The 19593-nt window shown below is 67.8% G+C and carries 21 protein-coding genes; 10 read left to right on the top strand and 11 right to left on the bottom strand.

All coding sequences use genetic code 11. The annotated features are described in order from the left end of the window. Positions 1–2: 2 nt before the first annotated feature. The 7 genes from FN976_RS02420 to FN976_RS02390 all read right to left on the bottom strand — a co-directional run bounded on the left by FN976_RS02420 (position 3) and on the right by FN976_RS02390 (position 8477). Positions 3–242, bottom strand: coding sequence for a PA2433 domain-containing protein (locus tag FN976_RS02420; protein ID WP_145890599.1), 240 nt, complete (start codon positions 240–242; stop codon positions 3–5). An 84-nt stretch (positions 243–326) separates the two neighbouring features. Then, complete coding sequence (locus FN976_RS02415; protein WP_145890597.1) at positions 327–1439, bottom strand: mandelate racemase/muconate lactonizing enzyme family protein; 1113 nt, start codon at positions 1437–1439, stop codon at positions 327–329. Positions 1440–1485: 46 nt separating this feature from the next. Then, positions 1486–2385: an NAD(P)/FAD-dependent oxidoreductase gene (locus FN976_RS02410; RefSeq protein ID WP_145890595.1), complete on the bottom strand. Its 900-nt coding sequence runs from the start codon at positions 2383–2385 to the stop codon at positions 1486–1488. 18 nt (positions 2386–2403) lie between these two features. Next, positions 2404–4101, bottom strand: coding sequence for a response regulator (locus FN976_RS02405; RefSeq protein ID WP_145890593.1), 1698 nt, complete (start codon positions 4099–4101; stop codon positions 2404–2406). Beyond that, positions 4098–5612, bottom strand: coding sequence for an ATPase domain-containing protein (locus FN976_RS02400; RefSeq protein ID WP_145890591.1), 1515 nt, complete (start codon positions 5610–5612; stop codon positions 4098–4100). The genes FN976_RS02405 and FN976_RS02400 overlap by 4 nt, the downstream gene beginning before the upstream one ends. A gap of 123 nt (positions 5613–5735) precedes the next feature. Continuing rightward, positions 5736–6731 (bottom strand): catalase family protein, encoded by a 996-nt coding sequence (locus FN976_RS02395; protein ID WP_145890589.1) that lies wholly within the window; start codon positions 6729–6731, stop codon positions 5736–5738. A 51-nt stretch (positions 6732–6782) separates the two neighbouring features. Then, entirely contained in the window at positions 6783–8477 is a 1695-nt protein-coding gene (locus FN976_RS02390; protein WP_145890587.1) for a long-chain fatty acid--CoA ligase, read from the bottom strand. A 108-nt stretch (positions 8478–8585) separates the two neighbouring features. On the opposite strand from FN976_RS02390, the gene FN976_RS02385 reads away from it, so the two are divergent. The 6 genes from FN976_RS02385 (at position 8586) to FN976_RS02360 (ending at position 13354) form a co-directional block, all read left to right on the top strand. Continuing rightward, complete coding sequence (locus FN976_RS02385; protein WP_145890585.1) at positions 8586–9548, top strand: Bug family tripartite tricarboxylate transporter substrate binding protein; 963 nt, start codon at positions 8586–8588, stop codon at positions 9546–9548. A 106-nt stretch (positions 9549–9654) separates the two neighbouring features. Continuing rightward, a complete protein-coding gene (locus FN976_RS02380; RefSeq protein WP_145890582.1) occupies positions 9655–10440 on the top strand; it encodes a GntR family transcriptional regulator in 786 nt (261 codons plus the stop codon). Continuing rightward, the gene (locus FN976_RS02375; protein WP_145890580.1) at positions 10437–11228 is read left to right on the top strand and encodes a transporter substrate-binding domain-containing protein; all 792 of its coding nucleotides are present in this window, start codon (positions 10437–10439) and stop codon (positions 11226–11228) included. Before FN976_RS02380 ends, FN976_RS02375 begins: the two co-directional genes overlap by 4 nt. Before the next feature lie 95 nt (positions 11229–11323). After that, positions 11324–11980: an amino acid ABC transporter permease gene (locus tag FN976_RS02370; RefSeq protein WP_145890578.1), complete on the top strand. Its 657-nt coding sequence runs from the start codon at positions 11324–11326 to the stop codon at positions 11978–11980. Next, the gene (locus FN976_RS02365; protein ID WP_145890576.1) at positions 11980–12633 is read left to right on the top strand and encodes an amino acid ABC transporter permease; all 654 of its coding nucleotides are present in this window, start codon (positions 11980–11982) and stop codon (positions 12631–12633) included. Before FN976_RS02370 ends, FN976_RS02365 begins: the two co-directional genes overlap by 1 nt. Beyond that, a complete protein-coding gene (locus tag FN976_RS02360; protein ID WP_145890574.1) occupies positions 12617–13354 on the top strand; it encodes an amino acid ABC transporter ATP-binding protein in 738 nt (245 codons plus the stop codon). The genes FN976_RS02365 and FN976_RS02360 overlap by 17 nt, the downstream gene beginning before the upstream one ends. Before the next feature lie 17 nt (positions 13355–13371). Here FN976_RS02360 and FN976_RS02355 read toward each other — a convergent pair whose 3' ends face one another. Further along, positions 13372–13728, bottom strand: coding sequence for a DOPA 4,5-dioxygenase family protein (locus FN976_RS02355; protein ID WP_145890571.1), 357 nt, complete (start codon positions 13726–13728; stop codon positions 13372–13374). A gap of 38 nt (positions 13729–13766) precedes the next feature. Between FN976_RS02355 and FN976_RS02350 the strand changes: the two genes are divergently transcribed. After that, on the top strand, positions 13767–14054 hold the full coding sequence (locus tag FN976_RS02350; protein ID WP_432417838.1) for a hypothetical protein: 288 nt from the start codon (positions 13767–13769) through the stop codon (positions 14052–14054). Here FN976_RS02350 and FN976_RS02345 read toward each other — a convergent pair. After that, positions 14051–14479: a Cd(II)/Pb(II)-responsive transcriptional regulator gene (locus FN976_RS02345; protein WP_145890568.1), complete on the bottom strand. Its 429-nt coding sequence runs from the start codon at positions 14477–14479 to the stop codon at positions 14051–14053. The two genes, FN976_RS02350 and FN976_RS02345, sit on opposite strands and share 4 nt — an antisense overlap. Before the next feature lie 82 nt (positions 14480–14561). Here FN976_RS02345 and FN976_RS02340 point away from each other — a divergent pair, with 82 nt between their 5' ends. Beyond that, complete coding sequence (locus tag FN976_RS02340) at positions 14562–15209, top strand: cation efflux transmembrane domain-containing protein (RefSeq protein ID WP_145890566.1); 648 nt, start codon at positions 14562–14564, stop codon at positions 15207–15209. A 7-nt stretch (positions 15210–15216) separates the two neighbouring features. Here the strand turns inward: FN976_RS02340 and FN976_RS02335 are convergent, their stop codons facing one another. Next, positions 15217–15507 carry a hypothetical protein gene (locus FN976_RS02335; protein WP_145890563.1) on the bottom strand — a complete coding sequence of 97 codons (291 nt, stop codon included), beginning with the start codon at positions 15505–15507 and terminating at the stop codon, positions 15217–15219. Between the two features lie 210 nt (positions 15508–15717). Between FN976_RS02335 and FN976_RS02330 the strand changes: the two genes are divergently transcribed. Together FN976_RS02330 and FN976_RS29630 are read left to right on the top strand one after the other, a co-directional pair. After that, positions 15718–16695, top strand: a complete 978-nt coding sequence (locus FN976_RS02330; protein ID WP_255440049.1) for a P1 family peptidase — start codon at positions 15718–15720, stop codon at positions 16693–16695. A 118-nt stretch (positions 16696–16813) separates the two neighbouring features. Further along, positions 16814–18517 carry a methyl-accepting chemotaxis protein gene (locus FN976_RS29630; protein ID WP_145890559.1) on the top strand — a complete coding sequence of 568 codons (1704 nt, stop codon included), beginning with the start codon at positions 16814–16816 and terminating at the stop codon, positions 18515–18517. Between the two features lie 39 nt (positions 18518–18556). Here FN976_RS29630 and FN976_RS02320 read toward each other — a convergent pair whose 3' ends face one another. After that, complete coding sequence (locus tag FN976_RS02320; RefSeq protein WP_145890557.1) at positions 18557–19441, bottom strand: lysozyme family protein; 885 nt, start codon at positions 19439–19441, stop codon at positions 18557–18559. Between the last annotated feature and the right edge of the window lie 152 nt (positions 19442–19593).

Here is a 19593-nt window from a genome sequence, read left to right as displayed (position 1 = left end):
GATCAGATTCCGAGCATCTTCTTCGCTTCGCCCAGGTCCTTCATCGATTCGCTGTGCTTGCCGGCCTTGTGATGGTCCTCGCCGCTCTTGCGCAAGGCCACCACCTTGTCCATGTCGGCCTTGGACATCTGGGGCTTGGTGCCCAGCTTGGCGTCGATCGCCTTCATCTCGTTGGGGCAGTTGTGGGCGGCGGCGGCACCGGCGAAGGCCAGGCCGGCAATCAGGGCAAGGATGGCGCGCATGGGAAGCTCCTGGAGCAGGATGAGAGCTTTCTACCTTAGCCCACGCCTTGGGGCCGCGCTTCAGCGTTTACCCCACAATCCTTGTCAGGCCGCCGGCTGGCGGAAGCGCTCCCAGGCCTGCGGCGTCGGCGTGGTACCAGCCCCTGGTTCGGACGGCCGCCGGAAGTCACCATCCACCACTTCCGCAGGGTCGGTGAAGCAGTCCTTGATCCAGGGGATGTATTCCAGCACCTCGCAGGCCGGGTGCGCATGGTTGAGGTGGACGTGCACCTGGCTCATGTCGCCCGCATGCGGCGCGACCGGCAGGCGGTACGAGTGCGCGGTCTCACAGACCCGCCACACCTCGGTGATGCCGGCCATGCGCGTCACATCCGGCTGCACCCAGTGGATGGCGCGCTGGTGAAAGAACTCGCTGAATGCGTCCTGCGTGTACAGCTGCTCGCCCAGCGCCACCGGCACCCGCGTGGCCCGCGCCAGGTCGGCGTGGCCTTTCACGTCGTCGTACCAGAGCGGCTCCTCGAACCAGTAGACGTCCTGCGCCTCGGCGCCCCGGCAAAAGCGCAGGCAGGTGGCCAAGTCCCACTTGCCGTTGCCGTCGACGGCCAGCGTGACGTCGGGGCCGATCGCCGCGCGCACGGCGGCCAGGCGGCGCAGGTCGCGTTCGACGGTGGATCCCACCTTGATCTTGATGCCCGTGAAGCCCTCTGCCACGGCGCGCTGCGCGCCTTCGACCAGCTGCGCATCGCCGATCGACAGCCAGCCGATGTCGGTGTTGTACGCGCGAACCTTGGGGCGCACCTGGCCGCCGAGCAGCTTCCACAGCGGTACGCCCGCGGACTTGGCCTTCAGGTCCCACAAGGCGATGTCGATGGCGGCGTGCGACAGCGTGGTGATGCCCGCGCGGCCGATCCATTGCAGCGCCGGGTTGCGCGCCAGCTTGAGCCAGAGCCGCTGCACGTCGCCGGCGTCCTCGCCGACCAGCAGGGGCGCGTGGCAGGTGGCGATGCAGCGCGTGATGAGCTGGTCGCCCGGCAGGTGCGCGTGCGTGCCGGTGAAGCCGTAGCCCGCCAGGCCGTCTTCCGTGGTGATGCATGCGCCGACCACGCCCCAGTGGCTGATGCTGTGCGTGCTGTCGGCGATCTGGCTGCCGGTGACGGGCACATGCAGGATGAAGGGTTCGACGCTCTTGATCTTCAAGGGACCGCTCCGATGGTGCTGCTGGACGCACCCATCGTAGAGGAAGTCAGAGCCGGTTGTGGATCGCCGTCGCCGCGATCGCGGCATGCCCGGTGGCGACGCTGATCTGGTTCAGGTCCACGGAGACGTCGCCCGCGGCGTAGAGCCCCGGCACGCAGGTCTGCTGGTGTGCGTCGACTTCGAGCTGGCCGTCGGCATGGGCCCGCGCGCCGAGCGCCGTCGCCAGGCCGCAGGCGTGCACCAGGCCCAGCGCCGGGTACAGCGTTTCGAAGTGCAGGCGTTGGCCATTCACCAGGTCGACGCAGACACCGTCCGACTGGCTGCATTCGATGCGGGTGGGTGCGCTTTCGGCGATGCGCACGCCAGCTTCGCGCAGGCGGGCCAGGTCGGCCGGTGCCACCTCCTCCTGCGACTGCATGGCCAGCCAGGTGACCTCGTTGCCGAAGCCGGCCACGAAGAGCGATTCGCGCAGGCCGTGGCCGGCGCGTCCCAGGACGGCCACGCGCTGGCCCTGGGTCTCGAAGCCGTCGCACACCGGGCAATAGCGCACCTGGCCGGCTTGCAGCGCATGGTCCAGGCCAGGAATCTCGGGGGCGACGTCACAGGCGCCCGTCGCCAGGATCACATAGCGCGCGTGCCATTCACGGCCGGCTGCGTGGGCGATGAAGCCGCCGCCGGCGCGCTGTTCCAGGCGCTCGATGCATGCTTCGGCGATGGGCACGCCGTACGCGACGGCGTGCTCGCGCATGCGGCGCCACAGGTCCGGCCCGGCGATGCCTTCCGGAAAGCCCGGCACGTTGCGGCTCAGGGGGATCAGCCGCAGCCGGCTGGCGCCGGCGTCGACAACCTGGACTCGCCGCTTGTAGCGTCCCAGGTACACGGCCGCCGTCAGGCCGGCGGCGCCTCCGCCGATGACGAGGCAGTCGAGAAGATCAGCGTCCTGCACCTGCGCCGGCCCATGCGTCTACAGCGTCGCTTTCTCGCGCTCGCTCTCCAGCGCCGCGCTGACGGCGTCGCCCAGTGCGGCGATGTCGAAGGGCTTGCGCAGGATGGTCGGCTTGCCGGCGAGCCGCTCCACGGCGGCCATGTCCGCGTAGCCGGTGGCGAGGATCACGGGGAGGTTGCCCACCAGGACCCGCGCCTGCGAGATCACTTCGGCGCCCGTCATGTCCGGCATCGCGTAATCCACCACCATCAGGTCCGGCTTCTTGGCCTGCAACGCGGCCAGGCCCTCGGTGCCGTTCGCCGCCTCGGTGACCTTGTAGCCGATGATGCTGAGGCATTCGACGATGACGCGCCGCACTTCGGGATCGTCCTCCACCACCAGGATGTGGCAGTCGCGGGCGCGCGTCGGCACGGCCGGCGCCTGCAGCGTGGTCAAAGCGGTCTCGGGTTCGCCATCGACCTGGGGGAAGAGCATTTCCACGGTCGTGCCACGGCCCTCGTCACTGCGGATGGTGGCGCCGCCGGCTGATTGGCGCGCGAAGCCGTACACCTGGCTCAGGCCGAGCCCCGTGCCCTGCCCCACCGGCTTGGTGGTGAAGAACGGGTCGAAGACCTTGGGCAGCACCTGCGCGGGAATGCCACCGCCGGTATCGCTGACGGTCACGATCACATAGTCGCCGGGCGGGACGTCACGCTCGCCGGCTTCCAGAGTGGCGGTGCGCGTCGAGACCTTCATCTTGCCGCCCTCGGGCATGGCGTCGCGCGAATTCACCGCCAGGTTGAGGATCGCCATCTCGAACTGGCTCGGGTCGACGACGACCGGCGCCGGCTCCTCGCACAGGTCGAACTCGACCTCGACCGCCGAGCCCACGGAGATCTCGATCAGGTCCTTCATGCCCATGAGCAACTGGTTCACCTGGGTCAGCTTGGGCAGCAGCGACTGGCTGCGGGCGAACGACAGCAACTGGTTGGTGAGGCGGGAGCCGCGGCGCGCCGCGCTCTTGGCGCGCTCCACCACGGGCTTGACCTTCTCCTCCTTCGCGTAGATCGACACGAGCTCGAGGTTCATGTTGACCACGTGCAGCAGGTTGTTGAAGTCGTGGGCGATGCCGCCGGTCAACCGGCCGATCGCCTCCATCTTCTGCACCTGGGTGAGCGCGGCCTGGGCCCGTTCGCGCTCGTTGATTTCCTTCATCAGCCGGTCGTTCGCGCTGGCCAGCTCTTTGGTGCGGCGCAGGATGCGGTCTTCGAGCTCCCCGTTCAGCCGTTCGAGTTCGCTGCGCGTGTTGCTCAGCTCTTCGAGGTGCGTGCGCGCCGCGTATTGGCGGCGCCGCGCGCGGACGGCGGATTCGGCGGCGCTGGCGAGCGTCTCGGCGTTGAGGGGCCGCTCCAGCAGCACCAGGTTGCCCAGGCTGTGCAGGGAGCGGAAGTCCTTGTCGGCACGGCGGCCTTCGCGCTTGGTGGCGAGCACCACGAACGGGAAGTCGGACCAGGAAGGCTGCGCCTCCAGCCAGCCCAGCAGGCGCTGGTCGGACTGGAGTTCGGGGAGCGCCTCCTCCGTCAGGATGACGCAGGCCGCACCCTGGAGCAGGCAGTCGATCAGGTCGTCGTGGCTCTCGCAGACCTTGCAGGCGATGCCCTGCTGCGTCAGGACCCCTTCGACGACGGCGCCGTCGCGCCCGCGCGGGGCGTGGATGAGGACGCGCATCTCCGTCATGGCCGCACCAGGTCCGCGTCGCCCAGCAGGTGCTGTGTGCCGCGGTAGGAGGCGATGCCCGCCAGCACGCCTTCGAAGTCGGTCACTTCCGGGCCGATCTCGATGCCTTCATTGCCGATGCGGAATTCGCGGATGGTGAGTTCGTGCCGCGCGGTGCGGCTCTTGATCATCGAGACGGCCTTGAGCAGATTGCCGCGCGCCTCGAAGAAGCGGAACAGCAGGATGGAGTCGCTCAGGTAGCTCATGTCCACGTCAGCATGCAATTCCCCGAGCAGGCCGTGCTGCCCCAGCACCAGGATCGTCACGACGCCCCGGTGGTTCAGGTAGGTGAGCAGTTCGTGCATCTGCAGCAACAGGTACTTGCTGCCCGGCATGGCCTGCAGGTAGGCGTTGAGGCTGTCGATGACCACCGTCAGTGCGCCGGCATCCTCGACGGCGTGCCGGACCATGTGCGCGAATTCGCCGGCCGACACTTCGGCCGGGTCCAGGGCGATGACGGACAACTGGCCATTGTCGATGAAGGGCTGGACGTCCAGGCCCAGGGCCCTGGCCCGCAACAGCAAGGTGCCCAGGCCTTCGTCGAACAGGTAGTAGGCCGCCTTTTCGCCGCGGCGCAGCGCCGCCAGCACGCACGCAATGGCGGTGGTGGTCTTGCCCACGCCGGACGGCCCCACGAACAGGGTGTTGCTGCCGCGCGCCAGGCCGCCACCCATCAATGCGTCGAGGCGTTCGAACCCGGTGCTGACCACGCGCGCTTCCGCGTCGAAGCGGTGCTCGGACGCGACCAGGCGCGGGTAAACGGAGAGTCCACCCGTGTTGAGCGAAAAGTCGTGGTCGCCACCCCGGTACCGGATGCCGCGCATCTTGATCACGCGCAGGCGCCGCCGCTCGGGCCCGTACTGGTCCACGGCTTGTTCGAGCCGGATCACCCCGTGGGCGATGCTGTGCAATTGCTGGTCCGCGTGGTGGTCGGAACAGTCATCCAGCATCAGCACCGTGCACTTGCGTTCGGCGAAGAAACGCTTGAGCGCGAGCACCTGGCGCCGGTAGCGCAAGGGGGTCTGCGCCAGCAGCCGCATTTCGGACAGGCTGTCGAACACCACGCGGCTGGGGCGCATCTGGTCGACCGCGGACATGATCCCACGCACGGTCTCGCCCAGTTCGACCTCCGAGGGATGAAGAATGGATTGCTCCACTTCCGGGCTCAGGCCTTCGCTGCTCACCAGTTCGAACAGCTCGATGCCGGCCAGCGACCAGCCATGCGAAGCGGCCACCGTCCTCAGTTCATCGGCCGTTTCCGACAGCGTGACATACAAGCCGCGCTCACCACGCTCTCCCGCATCGCGCAGGAACTGCAATGCGAGCGTCGTCTTTCCCGCCCCCGGGTTGCCCTCCACCAGGTAGAGGTGCCGGATGGGCAGGCCGCCCCCCAGAACGTCATCCAACCCCGGGATTCCGGTGGAGGCACGTTCCTGTCTTGGCAAATCGTGGTCGATTGTCTTGGCTTGCATCCGGTGCTGACGAGCCCACGGACGAAGCGCCGGGGTGCTGGGCCATGGTAGCGGCTGCCCGCCGCTGACCCTGTAGGCAAACTCCGACAGATGAGGTCGCGAGCCAGCGCCGGCCCCGGGCGGTCAGCTGGCGCCGCGCCCCTTCTGGCTCTGGAAGTAGACGACCTTGCGCGCGCGCTGGACATCGCCCAGCGGCCGGTGCTCGACCAGTGCCTGCCAGGGGTCGATGACGGAGCCTTCGACCCGCTCGGCGAAAGTCTTGGCGTCGGGCGAGTCCAGGTCCTGCTGCGGCAGCATCAACCGGGCCACCGTCGAATAGGGCGTGGTCCAGTTGACCGAAGCGTCTTCGATCGGCGTGAGTGCTTCGCTGGCGAAGAACTGCAGCTGCATGTCCCAATGCAGCGGGCCCTTGCGCAGCCGCGCCGCGAAGTCGGCGGACCAGTCGTTGTGGGCGCCGCTCTCGGGCTTGCCGTTGGCGGCGGACGGCACCAGGCGCACCCGCACGGCGTACGGCCCGTTGGCCATCGGCAGCGCACTGAACAGCGTTTCGGTGGCAAAACCGGTGAAAGGCTTCTTGACCACCTTGATCATCTTCCCCAACTGGCGCGGCGCGCCGAGCAGCCCGTAGCGCTTGAAGATGTACTTGAACAGCTCGGCGTTCCCGCGCGAGGCGGCCACGGCGAACTCGACGAACTCGGTGCTGCCGGCGAACGCGAAGGCTTCCTGGTTGATCAGGGTGAAGTCCTGGCTCACGGCCGGGCCGTTGCCGAGCGCGGAGTTGCCGCGCACGCCGAGCACGCGCAGGGCGAAACCGCGGATGTCGGGCACCTTGTCGGGCGCGCGGTCCATGCCACCGTTGGACAGGCGAACCCAGACTTCGTAGTCGTGCGGCACCGCGAACAGGCCGAAATGCGCGTAGTGGGGCAGGCCATCGAGCACTTCCAGCGTGCCCTGCGCGGCGGAGAGCTGCTTGCGGTGCAGGGCGCGCCCGGCACCATGGCGTTTGGACTTGCGGGCCTGGATCTCGGCGAACTGCGTGGCGAACTTCGCGTAGCGTTCGGCCTCGTCGGGAGCGATGCGCTCCTTCCAATCGGTGCTGGGAGCGGGGTCGTTGGTCATTCGGTGGGCGCCTCCTTGTTGTTGGTCGATCGCCTCGCCTGAACGGACAGTCTACGCCTGACCTTCGGCCTCCTGCAAGCTGCGCCACATCACTTTGCCGCTGCCGCTCTTGGGCAAGGCATCAACAAATTGGATGATGCGTGGCACCTTGTACACGGCCATGTTGGCCCGGCACCAGTCGACGATGTCCTGCTCGCTGACCTGGCCCTTGTGGGAGGCGCGCACGACCACCACGGCCTTCACCGACTCGCCGCGGTAGGCGTCGCGCGTGGAGATGACGCAGGCCTCCTGGATGGCCGGGTGGCGGAACATCAGCGCCTCCACCTCCGCCGGCCAGACCTTGAAGCCGGACGCGTTGATCATCCGCTTGAGGCGGTCGGTGAGGAAGAAGTAGCCGTCCTCGTCGGTGCGGCCCAGGTCGCCCGAGCGGAAGAAGCGCTGGCCCTCGAACTCGATGAATGCGGCTTCGGTGGCTTCGGGGCGCTTCCAATAGCCGTCGAACACCATCGGGCCGCGCATGATGATCTCGCCCTGCTCGCCCGGCGGCAACTCCTTCAGCGTCTCCGGGTCGATCACGCGCGAGTCGCAGCTCAGGAAGGGGATGCCCAGGCACTGCTGCTTGGGCGCGTCGGGCGGGTTGCTGTGCGAGGGCGCCGCCGTCTCGGTCAGGCCGTAGCCTTCGACATAGCGCAGGTCGTACTGCTCCAGCAGCCGCTGCGCCACTGCCTGCGGCATCGCCGCGCCGCCGCCGCCGATGTGGTGCAGGCTGGACAGGTCGAACGACGCGAAGTTGGGGCTGCCCAGCAGGTCGATGACCATGGTGGGGATGTTGGTCCAGGTGGTGACCTTGTAGCTGGAGATCAGGTGGCCGGCCAGGTCGCGGTCCCAGCGCGGCATCACGACCAGCGTCGCGCCCATGTAGATGTGCGAGTGCATCACGCTGACCATGCCGGTGATGTGGAACATCGGCACGACCAGCAGCATGACGCCCTCCGCCGTGCCGTTGCCCCAGACGGTGCTGGCCATGGCGTTGTGCATGATGCTGCGGTGCGGGTGCATGCAGCCCTTGGGGTGGCCGGTCGTGCCGCTGGTGTAGGGCAGCACCGCCAGGTCCGCCGGGCCGACCGTCACCTCGCCCAAAGGCAAGCCGTTGTCCAGCGCCGCGTTCCAGCCGATGACCTGGCCGCTGACCAGGCCCGGGAAGGCGTGCCGCGTGAGCAGCCAGTCGCGCCACGCCGCGGGCAATGGGCCGCACTCGGGAGCCTCCGGATCGAAGGCGTCGGTGAAGTGCGTGACGATCAGGTGCGACAAGCGCTCGCTGGCCGGCAGTTCGGCGTCGGCCCGGGCGATCTCCCCGGCCAGGTCGCTGGTGGTGATCGCCACCTTGGCGTCCGGGTCGGTGATGTAGTGCTTCAGCTCCTCCGCGCGGTTCATCGGGTTCACCGGGACCACCACCGCGTTGGCGCGCAGGATGGCGAAGTGCGCAATGATCAGCTGCGGACAGTTCTGCATGTTGAGCAGCACGCGGTCGCCCTTGCGCACGCCCATCGCCTGCAGGCGGGCGGCCAGCTTTTCGGCTTGCCGCTGCAGTTCGGCATAGCTGGTGCGGCGCCCGAAGAAGATGATGGCCGCCTTGTCGGGATAGCGCCTCGCGCTGGTGGCCAGGTTGTCCCAGAGGGACGTGGCGGGGATGGTCAGGGCGTGCGGCAGGCGCTTGGGCCAGAACTTGTGATGCGGTCGATCCATGCCGGGAGGGTAGCCATTCGGTTTGTTGCGGTGCACCGGGGAACCCCGCAAGGGCGTCACCTGGGCGACCGATATCATGGTTCCGCACGACGAAACAGGAGACGACGCATGAAGTTCTGGAAGGCCGCGACCGCGGCCCTGCTGGCTGCAACGAGCATCGCGGCGGCCGCCGCTTACCCCGAGAAGCCGATCCGGCTGGTGATCGGCTTCCCCGCCGGCGGCCCGCTGGACCAGCACGCGCGCCTGCTTGCCGAGAGGTTGCAGGCCGTGCTGGGCCAGCCCATCGTCATCGACTACAAGGCCGGCGCCGGCGGCACGGTGGGCGCGCAGGACGTGATGAAGGCACCCGCCGACGGCTACACGCTGATGCTGGCCAACACCGGCGTGATGGTGATCAACCCGGCGCTCTACAGCAAGCTGCCCTACCAGACCCTGCGCGATTTCACCCCGATCGCCCGCAGCGCCATGCAGCCGCTGGCGCTGCTGGTCAACCCGAAGGTGCCCGCGAACTCCCTGAAGGAGTTCATGGACTACGCCCGGACCCGGCCCGGCCAGGTGAACTACGGATCGGCGGGCAACGGCGGCATCAGCCACCTGGTGCCGGAGATGTTCAAGACGTCCACGGGGCTGTTCATGGTCCACATCCCCTACCGCGGCAGCGCGCCGGCCTTCACCGACCTGATGGCGGGCCAGGTGCAGTTCATGGCCGAGTCGATCCCGCAGGCGGCGGCGTACCACAAGCAGGGCAAGGTCAAGGCCCTCGCCGTGACCAGCCGCGAGCGCAACCCCGCGCTGCCGGACGTCCCGACCGCGATGGAGTCCGGCATCAAGGACTTCGAGGTGGTCGGCTTCTACGGCTTCCTCGCGCCGGCCAACCTGCCGAAGGACATCACCGCGAAACTGAGCGATGCTTTCCGCCAGGTGCTGACCACCCCGGAGATCCGCAGCCGCATGCTCACGCAGGGGGCGGATCCGGCCTACCTGGGCGCGGAAGACTTTGCCAAGTACCTGGCTTCCGAGATGCCGCGGTGGGCGGATGCGGTGAAGAAGTCCGGCGCCAAGTTGGACTGATCGCGCAGTGCCGGGCACCCGCGGGTGCCCGGCGAACGGGCGTGGCGCCCGTCATTGGTGCACCAATCTTGCATACCAGCAGGCATGAAAGCTGCGACGCAAGTGGATGGCCAGCCCCTCCGAGATCAGCGACCGCATCCTTGAAGCGGTGATGGCGCAGAAGCTCGCGCCAGGTTCGCGGCTCGGCGAGCAGCAACTCGCCATGCTGTTCGACTGCAGCCGCACCATCGTGCGCGAGGCGCTGACGCGGCTGGCCGCGCGCGGCATCGTCACGGTGAGCGCACGGCGCGGCTGGTACGTGATCGAGCCTTCGCAGGACGAAGCACGCGAGGCCTTCGAGGCCCGGCGCGTGATCGAGCTGGGGCTGATCCGCAACACGGGCGCCCTCGACAAGGGCAAGCTGAAGGAGCTCAAGGCGCACCTCGCGCGCGAGAAGGCCGCCGTGAAGGGCACCGACGTGGGCGCCCGCAGCTTCCTGCTCGGCGACTTCCACGTGTGCCTGGCCGAATGCCTGGGCAACAGCCTGCTCGCCGACACGCTGCGCGACTTCACGGCGCGCACCACATTGATCGCGATGCTCTACCAGTCGTCGCACGACGCCGCGCAGTCGTGCGAGGACCATGTGCAGATCGTCGCCGCACTGGAAAAGGGCGACCGCATTGGTGCGGAGGCACTGATGGCGCGCCACATCGGCACCGTGCAGGCGCACTTGCGGCTGCCCGCCAACAGCGACCCCCTGGCGCTACTGCGTGACGCGCTGGCACCGCTCAACGAGCCCAGTGCGGCACAAGTCTTGCGTACAAGCAAACGCAAACCGGCGACGGCGGGAAAGGGCAAGAAGCCCATCGACGCCGACGATTCCTCCTCGACCTACCTCGGAGCCCTCCTATGAAGTCCAGCAAGCGCCAGTTCACCGTCGCCCTCGCCGCCGCCCTTCTCCTCGCCGCCAGCGCCGCCCAGGCGCAGACCGCGCTGGACGACATCCTGAAGTCCAAGGAGATCAAGATCGCGATCCCCACCGACTTCCCGCCTTACGGCTTCGTCGGCACCGACCTGAAGCCCCAGGGTCTGGACATCGAGATGGCGAACTACATCGCCGCGAAACTGGGCGTGAAGGTTGAACTTCTGCCGGTCACCACCGCCAACCGCATCCCCTACCTGCAGACGAAGAAGGCCGACCTGGTGATCTCCACGCTGGGCAAGAACCCGGACCGCGAGAAGGTGATCGACTTCACCGCCGCCTATTCGCCGTTCTTCATCGCGGTCTTCGCGCCCAAGAGCATCACGGTCAAGGGTCCGGCGGACCTGGCCGGCAAGTCCATCTCCGTCACGCGAGGTTCGGTGGATGACATGGAACTCACCAAGGTGGCGCCGCCCGCCACGGAACTGCGGCGCTTCGAGGACAACAACGCCACTGTGTCCGCCTACATGGCGGGCCAGGTGCAGACGTTGGCCACCAGCGCGCAGGTGGCCGGCGCCATGATGGCCAAGAACCCGGCCATGGGCACCGAGTTCAAGTTCGTGCTGAAGGATTCGCCGAACTTCATCGGCGTGGGCAAGGGCGAGGACAAGCTGCGCCAGAAGGTCAACGACATCATTGCCGAAGCCAAGAAGTCCGGCGATCTCGACAAGATGGCAGTGAAGTGGCTGGGCCGGCCGACCGGAGAGCTGCCGAACTGAAATCGCCGGGGTTCGGCTGTCGCGCTCACCCCAGCCTACGGCGCGATTCGTAGGCTGGCGGTGAGCCCGCAGGCGAACCCCAGCACGAGCCAGCCATGCGCATCACCTTCGACTTCCTCGCCATCCTCGCCCAGTGGCCCATGCTGCTGAAGGGCGTGGCGTGGACCCTCGGACTCACCGCGATCTCCGCGGTGATCGGGGTGGTCGTCGGTGTGGCCTGCGCCTGGGCCCGCAGTGACGGACCGACCTGGCTGCGCTGGGTGGTGGGCGTGTACGTGGAGTTGATCCGCAACACGCCCTTCATCGTGCAGCTGTTCTTCATCTTCTTCGGGTTGCCGGCCGCGGGCTTCCGGCTGTCGCCGGAAGCCGCTTCGGTGATCGCGATGGTGGTCAACCTGGGCGCGTACGCCACCGAGATCATCCGTGCCGGCCTGGAGGCCACGCCGCGCGGGCAGATCGAGGCGGCGCTCAGCCTCGCCTTGAACCGCATGCAGATCTTCCTGCGCGTGGTGCTGCCGCCGGCGCTGCGCAAGGTGTGGCCATCGCTCGTCAGCCAGATCATCATCGTGATGCTCGGCTCCGCGGTGTGCGGACAGATCTCCACCGAGGAACTGAGCTATGCCGCCAACCTGATCCAGAGCCGCAACTTCCGCGCATTCGAAGCCTTCATCATCGCCACGGCCATCTACCTGGCGCTGTCGATCGCGTTGCGCCGCCTGCTGAACTGGGCCGGCGCCCGGTTCCTCTTCTGATGGTCGAGTTCTCCTCCTGGGACATCCTGCGCAACCTGCTGCTGGCAGCGCGCTGGACCGTCGCTCTTTCGCTGATCGCCTTCGTCGGCGGCGGGTTGGTCGGGCTGGCATTGCTCGTGGCGAGGCTCACGCCTTCCGTGGCCTTGCAGCGCTTCGTCTCGGGCTACGTGCAGCTGTTCCAGGGCACGCCGCTGCTGATGCAGCTGTTCCTGGCCTACTTCGGCATCGCGCTGTTCGGCATCAACACCTCGCCGTGGACGGCGGCCGCGGTGGCGCTCACGCTGTACACCAGCGCCTTTCTCGCGGAGATCTGGCGCGGCTGCGTCGCGTCCATTCCCAAAGGCCAATGGGAAGCGGCTCAAAGTCTGGCATTGAATTTCGGTGAGCAACTGCGCCACGTCGTGCTGCCACAGGCGCTCAAGATCGCCATCCCGCCAACCGTGGGCTTCCTGGTGCAGGTGGTCAAGGGCACGGCGCTCGCCTCGGTGATCGGGTTCATCGAGATCACCAAGGCCGGCACCATGATCACCAACGCCACTTTCAAGCCCTTCGTGGTGTACAGCTTTGTGGCCCTGCTCTATTTCGCGCTTTGCTACCCGGTCAGTCTCTACGCCCGCGGTCTCGAGAGGAGAATGAATGCGTCCCATCGTTGAGATCACCGCACTGCGCAAGTCCTACCGCGCCAACGAGGTGCTGAAGGGCATCGACCTGAAGGTGCAGAAGGGCGAAGTGATCGCCATCATCGGCAAGAGCGGCTCGGGCAAGAGCACGCTGCTGCGTTGCATCAACGGCCTGGAGGTCTTCCAGGAGGGCGCGCTGTCGGTCGACGGCCAGGCGCTGCGGCATGACAGTCCCACGTCGATGCGCGAGCTGCGCCAGCGTGTCGGCATGATCTTCCAGAACTTCAACCTGTTTCCGCACCTGAGCGTCGGGCGCAACGTCATGCTGGCGCCGACGCTGGTGAAGAAGAAGGTCAAGGGGGAGGCGGAGGCCCAGACGCGCAAGCTGCTGGAACGCGTCGGCCTGGCCGAGAAGTTCGACGCGATGCCGGACCAGCTGTCCGGCGGGCAGCAGCAGCGCGTGGCCATCGCACGCGCCCTGGCGATGGAGCCGGGCGTGCTGCTGTGCGACGAGATCACCAGCGCCCTGGACCCAGAGCTGGTCGGCGAGGTGCTGCGCGTGGTCGAGAGCCTCGCCGAGGAAGGCATGACCCTGCTGATGGTGACGCACGAAATGAGCTTCGCGCGCAAGGTGAGCGACCGCCTGATCTTCATGCACCAGGGCCTGGTGCACGAGATGGGGCCGCCGGCCGAACTGTTCGCGAATCCGCAGACGCCGGAACTGAAGCAGTTCCTGTCCTCACTGACGGATTAATTGGAATCTGACCCCAATTAGAAGATCGACAGATCGAGGGGCCAGGCGTTGCCGAGCCAATAGGCGTGGTCGGTGTGGTCCTTCAGGTCGTCGCCGCTCAGGCCATGGACGAAGACGTCGAGGCCATGCCGATGGGAGTCCAGCCAGGGGACGATGCGGTCGAACTCCGCTGCGCTGAACGCGAGCTGGCAGCTCCAGCGGGGATGCGGGCCGACGTTCTTCTCGTGGACCCTCCCCACGGCCACCTTGAACAGGCAGCCGGCTTCTTCGCACAGCGCGCGAGCTTGCGCCACCGTCGCCGCATCGAAATACACGTGCGCGTGATATGCGCCGTGCACGTTGACGGGGCGCCGGGGCGCTGCGGGAGCTTGCATGCGGCCGTTATAGCACCGGCCACCGGCACAATGCGCGGATGCCCATGTCCGCCATGCCCGTCACCGAAATCGACCTCCTGCAATCCGGCCTGGAGTCCCTGCGCAGAGGCGATACCAGCGCGGCCGCGTTCTCCGGACAGGCGCGCCATCTGGCGGCACTGCTCGACGGCTTGCCGCCTCGGTTCGGCGAAGTTCTCGACCAGTTGCTGGACCGCCTCGAAGCGAGCGCGCTCTTCACCGAAGAAAGCTGCTCGTTCAGTCAATCGGACCTGCTCGACAACCTGCAGTTGTGGATCGACAAGGCGCGGGCGGCGCCACGCGCCTAGCTGGATGGATGGCAGGCGCACGCCTCCCCATGCGCGGCCGCCACGAGTTCCTGCAGGATGCGGCAGGGATGCGCGGCGTGATCCTCGTCGCAGCTTTCGCGCAATTTCGCCAGTTGCTTTTCCAGCGCGCGCAGGCTCTTCAGGCGCGCCCGCACGCGCTGCAGTTGCGCCTCGATGAGCATGTCGATGCCGCTATCCTCGGCCTGCCGGCCGTCGACCACCTCGAGCAGGCTCTTCACGTCGGCCAACGGCATGTCCAGCGCGCGGCAATGCCGTACGAATGCGAGGCGCTCCAGGTGCGAATCTGCATAGCTGCGGTAGCCGTTGGCTTCGCGCGCTGGTGGCGGCAGCAAACCGGATTTCTCGTAGTAGCGGATGGTGTCGACGTCGACGCCGGTCGCGCGGCTCAAGTCACTGATCTTCATGAGGCGATCGTAGCGGCTTGACTCTGGAGCGGCTCCAGGGTTTCCAATGACCCCAAGACCTGCATTCAACGGAGAGGAACCGATGTCCGCGCACTGCCACAGCCATGACCACCACGATCACGCGAGTCACGGGACGGGCGGCGGGGTACCCCCGCCCGGCTACCGCCGCGTGCTGTGGATCGCGCTGGTGGTGAACCTGGGGATGTTCCTGCTGGAGATCGGTGCCGGCCTCGCCTCTGGATCGGTGTCGCTGCTTGCCGATGCCATCGACTTCTTCGGCGACGCGGCCAACTACGGCCTGTCGCTTGCGGTGCTGTCCATGGGCCTGGCGTGGCGCTCGGGGACGGCCATGCTGAAGGCCGCATCGATGCTGCTGTTCGGCGCGCTGGTCCTGGGGCGTGCCCTCTGGGGCGCCTTCACCGGCCAGACGCCGGAGCCGGTGACCATGGGCGCGGTGGGCGTGCTGGCGCTCGCCGCCAACCTGGCGGTGGCCTGGCTGCTCTATGCATACCGTGAAGGCGACGCGAACATGCGCAGCGTGTGGCTGTGCACGCGCAACGACGCCATCGGCAACCTCGCGGTGCTGTTGGCGGCGCTCGGGGTGGTGGGCACCGGCACCCGCTGGCCGGACCTCGTGGTCGCGGCCATCATGGCGGGCTTGGCCCTGTGGGCCGGGGTCAGCGTGCTGCGCCAGGCGCGGGCCGAACTGGCCGCGCCTCGCGCTGGCTGACGTACTCTTACTTGCTGAAGACCTTGGCGAAGATGAAGCCGACGGCGAAGGCCGCGCCCAAGGCGGCGAGGGGGTTCGCACGCACCTGCTCGCGAGCCAGGTCGCCATATTCCTGCTGCAGGCCCATCACCTTGTCGCTGCTCTGGCCGAGCTTCTGCTCCAGCGTGTCCACGGCTTCGTGGATCTTCTGGGCGGCCTTGTGCAGGTGGGCGGTGCCGCCGCCGTTCAGGCCGGAGCCGCCGCCGGACGACTGCTCGAGCGTGGTGGGGAAGGGGTTGGTGGACGTCTCGGTGTTCATGGCGTTTCCTCTCTCAGGGCAGGTCGATTTCGCGGGGATGCCGGCAAGTGCCGGCGGAAGCGCCCACTGTAGGAAGCCCAGCGTTGCGCAGGTGTCGGCAAACGCGGGGCAGCACATGTAGGACAGGTCCTTCCGTGGCGCGGGGTACTTCGCCCACGAGGCCCAGGGCCGGTCTCGGGCCGAGAAAACGCGGCATGGATAATGAATTTCATGCCCTCCTCCATCACGGACGTCCTCGGCATCGAGGTCGGCCAGTTCACCGACAGCCGGCGGCCGACCGGCTGCACCGTCGTCCTGGCGCGCGGCAGTGCGGTGGGCGGTGTCGACGTGCGAGGCGCCGCCCCCGGCACGCGCGAAACCGACCTGCTCTCGCCCTCCAACGTGGTGGAACGCGTCCACGCCATCCTGTTGGCGGGCGGCAGTGCCTTCGGCCTCGACGCCGCGAGCGGCGTCATGCGCTGGCTCGACGAGCAGGGCATCGGCCTCGAGGTCGGGCCGGCGCGCGTCCCCCTGGTCCCCGCGGCCGTGCTGTTCGACCTGCCGCTGGGGGACCCCCGCATCCGGCCGGACGCCGCATCGGGCTACGCCGCCTGTGAAGCCGCATCGAAGGACGCGCCGGCCGAAGGCAACTTCGGCGCGGGCGCGGGCGCCGCCGTCGGCAAGATCTTTGGCATCGCCCGCGCCATGAAGGGCGGTATCGGCTCCGCCTCGGTCACCGTGGAGGGTGTCACCGTCGGCGCCATCGTTGCCTGCAACGCCCTTGGTGACGTGGTGGACCCGGAAACGGGCCGCGTCCTGGCCGGTGCGCGGACCGCGGATGGACAGGCCCTGCTCGACACGCGGCGCGCCCTCCTGCAAGGCGTTGGCGCGACGCCCATGCTGGCCGGCAGCAACACCACCATCGGCGTCATCGCGACCGATGCCGTGCTGAACAAGATGCACACGGGACGCCTGGCCACGATGGGGCACGACGGGCTGGCCCGCGCGATCAACCCCTTGCACACCCTGTCGGACGGCGACGCCCTCTTCGCGCTGGCCACGGGCGCGAGCGGCAAGACGCTGGGCATGATGACGCTGGGCACCATGGCGGCGGAAGTCACCGCCCTGGCCGTGGTGCGCGCGATCCGCGCTGCGCGGGCCGTGACGGCGGGGTCGCTGCACCTGCCGGCTTGGGCTGACCTCGCGTAAACCCGCCCTTTCGGCGTTGCAGCGACCGCCCACCGGCCATCCGGTTTACAACTTGCCCCCTTCCCCTGCCCGGCCGTGTGCAGTCTAATGGGGCTTCACAAGTAGTTACAACTTGACCATGTTCCAGAAAAAGTCCGTGAGCACCCGGCTGTTGAGCGCGTTCAGCCTCGTCATCGCCCTGCTCGTGGTGGTGGCGGGCCTGGGCATTCTGAACCTGAACGCGCTGAACAAGCAGATCGACCAGCTGGCGAACAACCGGGTGCCGCTGCTGATCAGCGCGGGCAACTGGGAGGTGGCGCTGCTGCGCACGGCGCGCTACATGCAGACCGCGTTCGTCCTGACGGAGCAGGGCGAAATCACCGAGCAGTTGAAGGGCATCCAGTCGGACCGCCGCGAGCGTGCCGCGCTGCTGCAGCAGGTCCGCACCCTGGCGACGACCGACCGCCTGCGCGTCCTGCTGCGCAACGTGGAGGCGGCGCACAAGACGTACGCCGAGGCGGAGGATGAATTCCTGCGGTTCGCCGATGCCGGCCATATGGACGACGCCAAAGTGGCGCTGCTGGCCAAGACGCGGCCGGCGCAAGTGGCGTACACGGAAGCGCTTTCCAAGCTGGTCGACCACGTCGTGAACGACTCGCGCGAGATGGCCCGTGAATCGGTCGGCACGTACCAGACCGGCATCGCGACGGCGGTCGCCGTCTCGCTGCTGGCGATCGCGGCGGCACTGGCGGTCGCCGTGCTGTTCGCCAATGGGCTGCGCAAGCAACTGGGCGGCGAGCCGGGGTTCGCGGCATCGGTGGTGCGCAAGGTCGCGGCTGGCGACCTCACGACCGAGGTCAAGCTCGCCGCCGGCGACAACCGCAGCCTGTTGTTCGCCATGAAGGAGATGATCACCGGCCTGCGCTCGCTGACGGGCGAAGTCGCGCGCGGCGCGCATTCGCTCTCGGACACCAGCGCGCAGATCGCACAGGGAAATCTCGACCTGTCGCAGCGCACCGAGGAACAGGCCAGCACCCTGGAAGAGACAGCGAGCTCGATGGAGGAACTCACCTCCACGGTGCAGCAGAACGCCCAGAACGCGCGCGAAGCCAGTCAGCTCGCCACGACGGCCTGCGACGTCGCGCGCCAGGGCAGCGACGCGGTGGAGAAGGTGGTGACGACCATGGACGACATCTGGCGCGCTTCGCGCAAGATCGCCGACATCATCAGCGTCATCGACGGCATCGCCTTCCAGACGAACATCCTCGCGCTCAACGCCGCGGTGGAAGCCGCGCGTTCCGGAGAGCATGGCCGCGGGTTCGCGGTGGTCGCGGCCGAAGTGCGCAGCCTCGCGCAGCGCAGCGCGGCGGCCGCCAAGGAGATCAAGGGGCTGATCGAGGATTCGGCCAACAAGGTCCAGGCCGGCGGCAACCTCGTGGATTCCGCGGGCCACACCATGGTGGAAGTGGTGATGACCGTGGAGAAGGTGAGCAAGCTGATCGCCGAGATCGCCGCCGCAAGCCGCGAGCAGAGCATGGGCATCGAGCAGGTGACGACCGCGGTGGGCCAGATGGATCGCGTGGTGCAGCAGAACGCCACGCTGGTGGAGGAAGCCGCCGCGGCGACGGAGTCGATGAAGGACCAGGCCGCCGGGTTGCTGCAGATGATCTCCCGGTTCAAGCTCGGCGAAGGGCCCGCGAACGGTGGCGGTGGTGCCCCGGCGAGCTACACGCCCGTCACGCCGACCGGCAAGCGGCCACCGGCAGCCCACATGCCCGCGCCACCCGAACTCCCGCGCACGCACGCGGGCGTGCTGGACGCGCCGCGCGGCTACGCACGGTAGCACCAAGAAGGCCGCAGGGCGGCCTTCCAGGCCACGCCATCAACGTTGCGCAGTGACGGTGCGCGCGCCGTTCATGCGGCCCTGCAGGTCGCGCAGCTGCGCTTCGAGTTCAGCGGCTTCACGCGCGCCGATGCGGGCATTGGCGATGTGGCGGCGCGTTTCCACCGGCAGCTTGGCGGTGTTCTTGCCGTTCCACTTGGCGCGTCCGCGCGAGGACAGGTTGTAGTAGATCGAGACGCCTTCACGCAGCTTGAGGGCGTGCTCTTCAGGCTTGAGCTTCAGCCCGGCCAGGCGCTTCGCGCTCCACAGTGCAGCGTCCTTCATGTGCACGGCCGCGGCATGCACGGCTTCCACGGGATCCGCCGGATTCACCATGCCCATCGCCTTGGCGGTGGCGGGTTCGAACTGGGCGATGCCCAGGTTCGGCGTGCCGTCCTTGCTCGCGCCCATGCGCGGGATCCAGGACGTTTCGGCATTGATGATGCCGTACACATCGCGGTAGCTGAGACCGACCTCGCCCAGCCCGGCCTGCTTCGCGGCGGATTGCGCGAGCAGCAGGCGCGAGGGTGCGTCCGGCGTCTTCAACACGTCGCTGCCGTACTTGACGGGCAGCCAGCGCATCTGGTTGCGCACGTGGTCGAAGCGGCTGTCGAACACATGGAAGTTGAATGACTCCGCGACCTTGGGGGCGATCACGTCCTGCACGGCCTGCGCCGCGCGGGCGGCGGGCTGCACCGCGATCGCCTGCTGAGCTGCCTCGGCCGCGATCGTTTCCAGCTTGCCGATCTGCAGGCGCTGGGCCAACGTATCGGAGACCGGGGCGGGCGCGGTGGCGATCGAGCCGGTGAGGCCGGCGCCGAGCAGCACGGCCAGCATCACGACGTTGTGGGCGGAGGTCACTTGCGTGGCGATTCGCTCTTTCATGTCTGTCGATCCCTTTCACTGAAGAGACCTCCTGACCGGTCGTGTCGGAGAAAGTTCAGGCCGTTACAAGGCTTCGTCCTACAGGTTTGTGGGACGTTGCCGACTGATCCGCAGGAGCGTCAATCACGGTGCGGCCCGAGCTGTTTTTGCGG

Origin of the sequence: Caenimonas sedimenti (assembly GCF_007833165.1) — a bacterium.
Taxonomy (GTDB): Bacteria; Pseudomonadota; Gammaproteobacteria; order Burkholderiales; family Burkholderiaceae_C; genus Ramlibacter; species Ramlibacter sedimenti.
This window is presented reverse-complemented; position numbering and strand designations above follow the sequence as displayed.

Bases quoted from the DNA above. Each gene is read 5' to 3' on its own strand.
- FN976_RS02330 (WP_255440049.1), top strand. From the start codon at position 15,718: ATGCCCTCCTCCATCACGGACGTCCTCGGCATCGAGGTCGGCCAGTTC.
- FN976_RS02340 (WP_145890566.1), top strand. From the start codon at position 14,562: ATGTCCGCGCACTGCCACAGCCATGACCACCACGATCACGCGAGTCAC.
- FN976_RS29630 (WP_145890559.1), top strand. From the start codon at position 16,814: ATGTTCCAGAAAAAGTCCGTGAGCACCCGGCTGTTGAGCGCGTTCAGC.
- FN976_RS02360 (WP_145890574.1), top strand. From the start codon at position 12,617: ATGCGTCCCATCGTTGAGATCACCGCACTGCGCAAGTCCTACCGCGCC.
- FN976_RS02355 (WP_145890571.1), bottom strand. From the start codon at position 13,728: ATGCAAGCTCCCGCAGCGCCCCGGCGCCCCGTCAACGTGCACGGCGCA.
- FN976_RS02320 (WP_145890557.1), bottom strand. From the start codon at position 19,441: ATGAAAGAGCGAATCGCCACGCAAGTGACCTCCGCCCACAACGTCGTG.
- FN976_RS02380 (WP_145890582.1), top strand. From the start codon at position 9,655: ATGGCCAGCCCCTCCGAGATCAGCGACCGCATCCTTGAAGCGGTGATG.
- FN976_RS02345 (WP_145890568.1), bottom strand. From the start codon at position 14,479: ATGAAGATCAGTGACTTGAGCCGCGCGACCGGCGTCGACGTCGACACC.
- FN976_RS02395 (WP_145890589.1), bottom strand. From the start codon at position 6,731: ATGACCAACGACCCCGCTCCCAGCACCGATTGGAAGGAGCGCATCGCT.
- FN976_RS02420 (WP_145890599.1), bottom strand. From the start codon at position 242: ATGCGCGCCATCCTTGCCCTGATTGCCGGCCTGGCCTTCGCCGGTGCC.
- FN976_RS02375 (WP_145890580.1), top strand. From the start codon at position 10,437: ATGAAGTCCAGCAAGCGCCAGTTCACCGTCGCCCTCGCCGCCGCCCTT.
- FN976_RS02350 (WP_432417838.1), top strand. From the start codon at position 13,767: ATGCCCATGTCCGCCATGCCCGTCACCGAAATCGACCTCCTGCAATCC.
- FN976_RS02400 (WP_145890591.1), bottom strand. From the start codon at position 5,612: ATGCAAGCCAAGACAATCGACCACGATTTGCCAAGACAGGAACGTGCC.
- FN976_RS02385 (WP_145890585.1), top strand. From the start codon at position 8,586: ATGAAGTTCTGGAAGGCCGCGACCGCGGCCCTGCTGGCTGCAACGAGC.
- FN976_RS02390 (WP_145890587.1), bottom strand. From the start codon at position 8,477: ATGGATCGACCGCATCACAAGTTCTGGCCCAAGCGCCTGCCGCACGCC.
- FN976_RS02335 (WP_145890563.1), bottom strand. From the start codon at position 15,507: ATGAACACCGAGACGTCCACCAACCCCTTCCCCACCACGCTCGAGCAG.
- FN976_RS02365 (WP_145890576.1), top strand. From the start codon at position 11,980: ATGGTCGAGTTCTCCTCCTGGGACATCCTGCGCAACCTGCTGCTGGCA.
- FN976_RS02370 (WP_145890578.1), top strand. From the start codon at position 11,324: ATGCGCATCACCTTCGACTTCCTCGCCATCCTCGCCCAGTGGCCCATG.
- FN976_RS02405 (WP_145890593.1), bottom strand. From the start codon at position 4,101: ATGACGGAGATGCGCGTCCTCATCCACGCCCCGCGCGGGCGCGACGGC.